This is a genomic window from Lysobacter sp. TAB13, assembly GCF_052113885.1.
GTDB lineage: Bacteria > Pseudomonadota > Gammaproteobacteria > Xanthomonadales > Xanthomonadaceae > Lysobacter > Lysobacter gummosus.
This window is the reverse complement of sequence record NZ_JBFRDR010000037.1, coordinates 20,287-28,087: the sequence shown is the minus strand read 5'-3', so window position 1 is coordinate 28,087 and position 7,801 is coordinate 20,287. Positions and strand designations below refer to the sequence as shown.

Here is a 7,801-nt window from a genome sequence, read left to right as displayed (position 1 = left end):
TGTCCGGCGCTGCCGGCCGGTGGCCTGGCCCCGACTCAGACCCTGACCTGCACGGCGAAYTACACCGTGACCCAGGCCGATCTGAACGCCGGCACGTTGACCAACATCGCCAGCGCGACCGACGGCACGACGACYTCGCCGACSGACACGGTGACGATCACCGCGACGCAGACGCGTGCGATGACGATCGACAAGGCTTCGACCGCGACCACGTACGCGACGGTCGGCCAGGTGATCCCGTACACCTACATCGTCACCAACACCGGTAACGTCACGATCACTACCGCGATCAGCGTGACCGACGACAAGACCACGGTGACCTGTCCGGCGCTGCCGGCCGGTGGCCTGAACCCGAGCCAGACGCTGACCTGCACGGCGAACTACACCGTGACCCAGGCCGATCTGGATGCCGGCAGCCTCACCAACATCGCCAGCGCGACCGACGGCACGACGACCTCGCCGACCGATACGGTCACGATCACCGCGACGCGCAACCCGGCGATGACCCTGGTCAAGTCCCAGCCCACCAACGCCGACAACGACGGCAGCGGCACGGTGACGATCGGCGACGTGCTGACCTACACCATCACCGCCACCAACACCGGCAACGTGACGTTGAACAACGTCGTCATCACCGACAGCAAGACCACGCCTTCGAGCTGGAATTGCCCGGCGATGGCGCCGACCGGCGGCAGCGCGACCTGCGTGGTCACCGGTACGTACACGGTGACGGCCGGCGACGCCACCGCGGGCAACATCGTCAACGACGCCAGCGCGACCTCGACCGAAACGCCGACGCCGTCCACCTCGCAGGTGACCACGCCGGTCGCACGGCGTCCGATCGTGGCCGGCCCGGATTCGGGTACGGTCGCCAACGGTGCAACCGGTGGTGTGGCCGTGCCGAACGTGTTGGTCAACGACACGCTCAACGGCCAGCCGGCGACGACTTCGAACGTCACCATCCGCCAGGTCTCGACCACCAACCCGAACGTGACCGTCGATCCGGCCACCGGCACGGTGAACGTCGCGCCGGGCACGCCGCAGGGCAGCTACGTGGTGCGCTACGAGATCTGCGAAATCGCCGATCCGACCAACTGCACGCAAGCCGACGTGACCGTGACGGTGAGCGCCGCGGTCATCGACGCGGTCGATGACATCGTCGCCACGCCGGTCAACGGCGGCACCGGCGGCACCAACGTGGTCAACGTGCTCGGCAACGACACGCTCGGCGGCAGCACCGTCAACCCCGCCGACGTCACCGTAACCCCGAACACCAACGGCCCGCTGACGGTCAAGGCCGATGGCGGCGTGGATGTCGCGCCCGGTACGCCGGCCGGCAACTACACCGTGACCTACCAGCTGTGCGAAGTGCTGAACCCGAGCAACTGCGATACCGCCACGGTGACCATCACCGTGACCGCGCCCGCGATCACCGCCACCGACGATCCCGCCGGCGGCACGGGCACGACTCCGCAGAACACGCCGGTGACGACCAACGTGATCGCCAACGACACGCTCAACGGCGCGCCGATCGATCCGAACCTGGTCGTGATCACCGTCAGCACCAATCCCGCCAACGGCACCGTCGTGGTCAACAGCGACGGCACCATCACCTACACGCCGCGCCCGAACTTCAGCGGCAACGACAGCTACGTCTACACGATCTGCGAGAAGCTCAATCCGACCAACTGCGCGACCGCGACGGTCACCGTGACGGTGCAGCCCAATACGGTCACGGCCAATCCGGATGTGGGCAAGACCGACCAGGGCAAGCCGGTGACGATCAACGTGGTCGGCAACGACACGGTGACCGGCGCGCCGCTGGATCCGGCCTCGCTGACCGTCGTCGGCCAGCCCAACAACGGCACCGTGACCTGCGCGGCCGGTTCGTGCACCTACACGCCGAACCCGCTGTTCGCCGGCACCGACACCTTCACCTATCGCGTCTGCGACGTTTCTTCGCCGACGCCGGTGTGCGCGAACGCGACGGTGACCATCACCGTGGTGGCCAATGCGCCGGTGCTGCGCCTGATCAAGACCGCGGCGGTGCGCGAGGTCAAGATCGGCGATCTGGTCCGCTACACCGTGCAGATCGAGAACGTCGGCGATTCGCCCGCGGTCAACGCGACCCTGGTCGATATCCCGCCGGCCGGCTTCACCTTCGTCGATAACTCGCTGACGGTGGACGACGACAACCGCAACGGCGTGGTGATCAGCGCCAATCCGCTGCGCATCGGCGGCATCGACATCGCGGTCGGCGGCAAGGGCTCGGTGAGCTACTTCCTGCGAGTCGGCGCCGGCGTGGGCAAGGGCGGCCATAAGAACCAGGTCGCCGGCTACGACGACAACGGCACCAAGATCAGTAACGACGCCACCGCCGAAGTCACCATGGCGGGCGATCCGCTGCTGGAAGACAGCCTGATCGTCGGCAGTGTGTTCGACGACCGCGACAGCGACGGCTGGCAGGATCCGGCCAAGGCCACCGGCGTGCGCGTGCAGGGCGGCTTCGCTCCGAACGCTTACGTCGCCGGTTCCACCACGGTCGATCGCGGCGACGGTCCGGTCGCCGAGCCCGACGCGAGTGCGCCGCTGCTGCATGGCATCGCGCTGGGTCGCATCGAAGGCCGCAGCTCCGACGCGGTCACCGCCGCGCAGCGGCAGGTGATCGTGCGGCAGACGCTGAGCTCGCTGGAGTTCACCGACGACTTCGTGCTGACCACCGAGGAAGGCACCACGGTGCGGATGGACGCCGCCGGCAAGACCACGGTCGAACGCGGCCGCGGCGATGCCGCCAAGGGTCTGACCGCGCAGGACCTGCAGATCAGCCGTCAGGTCAGCCAGAGCGCGGCCGGTTACCAGGTCGCTTACACGATCCGCAACAACGGGGTCGAGGAACGCGGCATTCCGGGCGTGCGCATCGCATCGGTGGAAGGTCTGATCATGGAAACCGACGCGTACGGCCGTTACCACCTCGAGGGCATCCACGGCGGCGACTCCGCGCGCGGACGCAACTTCATCCTCAAGGTCGATCCGGCGACATTGCCGCCGGGCTCGGTGTTCACCAGCGAAAACCCGCGCGTGCGCCGCATCACCCAGGGCGTGCCGACCCGCTTCGACTTCGGCGTCAAGCTGCCGCCGGGCGAAATCGGCAGCGGCAAGTCGAACACCGACGTCGAACTGGGCGAGGTGATCTTCGAAGCCGGCAGCGCCAAGGTGAAGCCGGACTACGCGCCGATGTTCGAGGACATCGCCGGCCGTCTGCGCGAGGCCGGCGGAGGCAGCGTCACCGTCACCGCGCAGGCCGAGGAGGAGGCGCTGGCCTTCGCCCGCGCCCGTGCCGTGCAGGCCGAGCTGCTCAAGCAACTCGAGCCCGATCCGGATCTCGCGCACAAGGTGCAGGTGGACGTGGTGGCGGGCGTCGATGCGAGCCAGGCGTTGGTGAGCCTGGATCCGTCGATCCGCTTGGGCGAGGTGCTGTTCGACACCGACCAGGCCACGATCAAGCCGAAGTACAAGGCGCTGATCAGCGAGATCGCCAAGGCGCTCAATCAGCAGGGCAGCGGAGCGGTCGGCGTCATCGGCCGCGCCGACAAACGCGGCGCCGCCGCCTACAACGTGCAACTGGGACTGCGTCGCGCCAAGGCCGTGTTCGAAGCGATCTCGGCCGAGCTCAAGCCCGAGGTGAGGCAGAAAGTGAGAGTGGATATCACCGACGACACCCAGGCGCCGGTCGGCGTGGGCAACCGCTGAGGACATGACCATGAAGATGAAGATGAAGCTTCTGGACATGACCCTGATCGGCTTGCTCTCCGCCGGCGCGGCCACGCCCGCGCTCGCGCAGAAGACCGGCGTCAATAATCCGAGCCAGAACCGCGCTCCCGACACCCTGGCTCAGCCCAGGCAGGATCTGGGCCGGCGCACCACGCCGGTCCCGGTGGACCTGAGCTCGCTCGACAAGCCGGCGCCGCAGACCGAAGCGACCCAGCCGGTGCCGCGCGCCAAGTGCGAAGGCACCGAATGCCGCAGCGAGGAAGGCCTGTTGTTCCGGGTGCGGACCCGCGGCGAAGAAAAGCCGGTCGCGCAGGGCGACGATGCGGCGGCGTTGCAAGCCAATCGCCGCGTCGATGTGGTGCACGAGAACCTCGCGCCGGGCGCGGCGAAGATCGCCGGCAAGTTCCAGATCGACCTGCCCAACGGCGGCGTGATCTGGGCGACCGAAGATCCCACGCTCGGCCCGCCGGTGCTCAACGTGCAGGCCGGTTCGACCGCGCCGTTCGAGAACGGCCGCATCACCAAGCCGGTGCGCTTCCACGGCTACACCAACTACGCCTCGTTCATCGACAAGCTGACGGTGACGGTCTACCGCGGCAGCGACACCGATCTGGTGACGCCGCTGGCGACGATCGACCTGCCGGTCGAGAACGTTTCCGAGCAGGAGTGGGACGGCACGCTGCCGTCCAACATCAACCTTTTGGCCGGCGACGAACTGATCTACATCGCCCGCGCCTACGGCAAGGACGGCGCGTTCGACGAAATCAACCAGCAGCGTATCCAGTTGCTGAAGCCGGAAGAGTACGACCGCGGCGTGCAGATCCAGCGCGAGGAAGTGCAGCGCACGCTCGGCCAGCCGATCGACGACCGCGGCGCGCAGGACGTGGCGATCACCAGCTCGATCTACGGCTCCAACGCGATCCGCATCCAGAACATCCCGGTCTACGGTTCGCGCGTGCGCATCTACGGCCGCGACATCCCGCGCGACAGCCAGCTGACGATCAACGACCAGACCTTCCCGATCGACCTGGAACGCAAGTTCGCGGCCGAGTTCCTGGAACCGGTCGGCCCGCACACGTACGCGGTGAAGATCAAGAACCGCGGAGGCGGCGACATCGAGAAGAACCTCGACGTCAACGTGACCGGCAAGTACAGCTTCCTGGTGGCGCTGGCGGACGTGACCCTGTCGGAGAACAACGTCAGCGGCAACATCGAACCGCTGGCCGCGGGCGACCAGGGCCGCTACGACGACAGCTTCATCAGCGAAGGCCGCCTGGCGTTCTATCTGAAGGGCAAGGTGCAGGGCAAGTACCTGATCACCGCCCAGGCCGACACGCGCGAGAACGAAATCAAGCGCATGTTCAACGGCTTCTTCGACGCCGATGCGCAGGACATCTTCCGCCGTCTCGATCCGAACCTGTATTACCCGGTGTACGGCGACGATTCCAACACCTATCGCGACGTCGATACCCAGGGCAAGTTGTACCTGCGCGTGGACTGGGATCAGAACCAGGCGATGTGGGGCAACTTCAACACCGGCATCACCGGCACCGAATACGGCCAGTACAACCGCTCGCTGTACGGCGCGGCGCTGAACTGGCGCAGCCGCAACACCACCGTGCTCGGCGATCCGCGCAGCGAACTCAAGCTGTTCGGCTCCGAAGCGCAGAGCGCGCTCGGCCACACCGAGTTCCTCGGCACCGGCAACAGCGTGTACATGCTGCGCCACACCGACGTCCTGCCGGGTTCGGAAAAGGTCACGGTGGAAATCCGCGACGTCACCACCGGCCGGGTGGAATCGCGCGTGGACCTCAAGCGCGGTGCTGATTACGAAATGAACGACATGCAGGGTCGCCTTATCCTGACCCGGGCCTTGTCGCAGATCACCCGCGAAAACGTGCGCACCCTGACCCGTGACACGCCGCTGGACGGCTACACCCAGCGTCTGCTGGTCGATTACGAATACGTCCCGGCCGGTTTCCAGACCGACGACGTCAGCGCCGGTTTCCGCGGCAAGCAATGGTTCGGCGACCACTTCGCGGTCGGCGGCACCTATATCGACGAAAACCGCAGCGGCGACGACTACAGCCTCAAGGGCGTGGACCTGACCCTGCAGGCCGGCCGCGGCACCTACCTGAAACTGGAGAAGACGCGCACCGAATCCACCGCTGCGCCGATCTGGTATTCGACCAACGGCGGCGTCGATTTCACCCGCATCAACCCGGTCACCGGTGCGCGCAGGGGCGACGCCGACAAGGTCGAAGCGCGCGCCAACTTCAAGGAGCTGGGTTGGACCGAACTCGACTGGAGCGTCGGCGCCTGGTGGCGCGACATCGACGAAGGTTTCTCGATCTCGCGCTACGACAACGGCGAAGCGGTGCAGGAGTACGGCGCGGAGTTCCTCGGCTATTTCACGGAGAACTTCAGCCTGTTCGGCCGGCATACCCGTCGCGAACGCGGCGACGAATCGCTCGAACAAACCCAGCTGACCGCCGATTGGCGCATCACCAACGACGACCAGCTCGGCGCCGAACTGCGCCGCATCCGCGAAGAGCGCGGCGCGAGTTCGACCTCGACCGCGCCCGACATCGACGCGATGCTGTTCGCGCTCAGCTACCGTCACCGCATCGGCTCGACGCTCGAGTTGTACGCGACCGGGCAATACACGGTCGATGACGACGGCGGCAAGTACGACCGCAACGATCTGCTCACCCTGGGCGCGCGCTACCTGTTCGGCGACCGCTCCAGCGTCGGCGCGGAAGTCAGCAGCGGCAGCCGCGGCCAGGCCGGCAAGCTCGATGCCGAGTACCGCCTCAACACCGATCACACGCTGTACGGCGCTTACACCTTCAGCACCGACAACACCGAGCGCGATCCGTTGTTCGACAACGCCCTGCAGACCGGTTGGACCATCGGCCAGCGCTGGCGCTTGAACAACCAGACCAACCTCTACAACGAGAGCCAGTTTCTCAAGGACCCGCGCGATTCCAGCGAAGGCATCATGCATACCTTCGGCATGGACTTCTATCCGGCCGAAGGCTGGAACCTGGGCTTCACCTTGATGGACGGCGATCTGGAAGCGTCCACCGGCCACGTCGATCGCCGCGCCTACAGCCTCAGCGGCGGCCGCGTCGATCCGCGCACCGATTGGTCGAGCAAGATCGAATACCGCAAGGACAGCGGCGCCGAGCGTCGCGAAGTGTGGGTCACCACCAACCGCCTGTTCTACAAGATCAACGAGGACTGGCGCATCGCCGCGCGCTTCGTCTACTCCGACATCAACGACGAAATCGACGCCAGCCGCGGCGCCAAGACCGTCGAAGGCAACCTGGGCTTCGCCTACCGTCCGCACGACAGCTCTCGCTGGGCCGCGTTCGGCAAGTACATCTACTTGTACGACCTGGCCACCATCGGCCAGGAGGGCGGCAACCAGTACGACCAACGCTCGCAGGTGTTGTCGTTCGAAGGCATCTACCGCATCGACGACAAGTGGGAAGTGGGCGGCAAGGCCGCCAGCCGCTGGGGCGACTACCGCCTCGGCCGCGGCACCGGCCTGTGGCTGGACAGCCGCGCCGACTTCCTCGCCGGGCAAGTGCGCTACCACCTGATCGCCAAGTGGGACGCCATGGCCGAATACCGCTGGCTGGCGGTCAAGGACGGCGGCGACAAGCGCGGCTGGCTGGTCGGCGTGGACCGTCAGATCGGCGACAACTTCAAGGTCGGCATCGGCTACAACTTCACCGATTTCAGCGACGATTTGACCGATCTGGAGTACGACAACAAGGGGTGGTTCTTGAATTTGGCCGGTTACTACTGACCGGCGCGATTCGACATCCGAGGCATCGAGGGCGTCCGAAAGGGCGCCCTTTTTTTGTCATGGCTAAGCACGAAAATGCGCTCCTTTGAAAAAGGGGGCTGGCGCCTGAGAAAGCAAGAAGCCGAGTATCAGCCCATGCGCCGGGGGATTTGCTCTTACCGCAGCAGAACATCCCCGTACAAGCCCAGATAGCTTCTTAAGGGATCAACGACG

General features: G+C 66.1%; 2 protein-coding genes. Both read left to right on the top strand.

The features are described 5' to 3' along the window. Nucleotides 1-3,750: DUF7507 domain-containing protein (locus AB4Y92_RS24640; protein ID WP_441822021.1), on the top strand; the 3,750-nt coding region annotated here is incomplete at its 5' end. Between the two features lie 10 nt (nucleotides 3,751-3,760). Beyond that, nucleotides 3,761-7,588: a hypothetical protein gene (locus tag AB4Y92_RS24635; protein ID WP_441822020.1), complete on the top strand. Its 3,828-nt coding sequence runs from the start codon at nucleotides 3,761-3,763 to the stop codon at nucleotides 7,586-7,588. The last annotated feature ends 213 nt before the right edge of the window (nucleotides 7,589-7,801 follow it).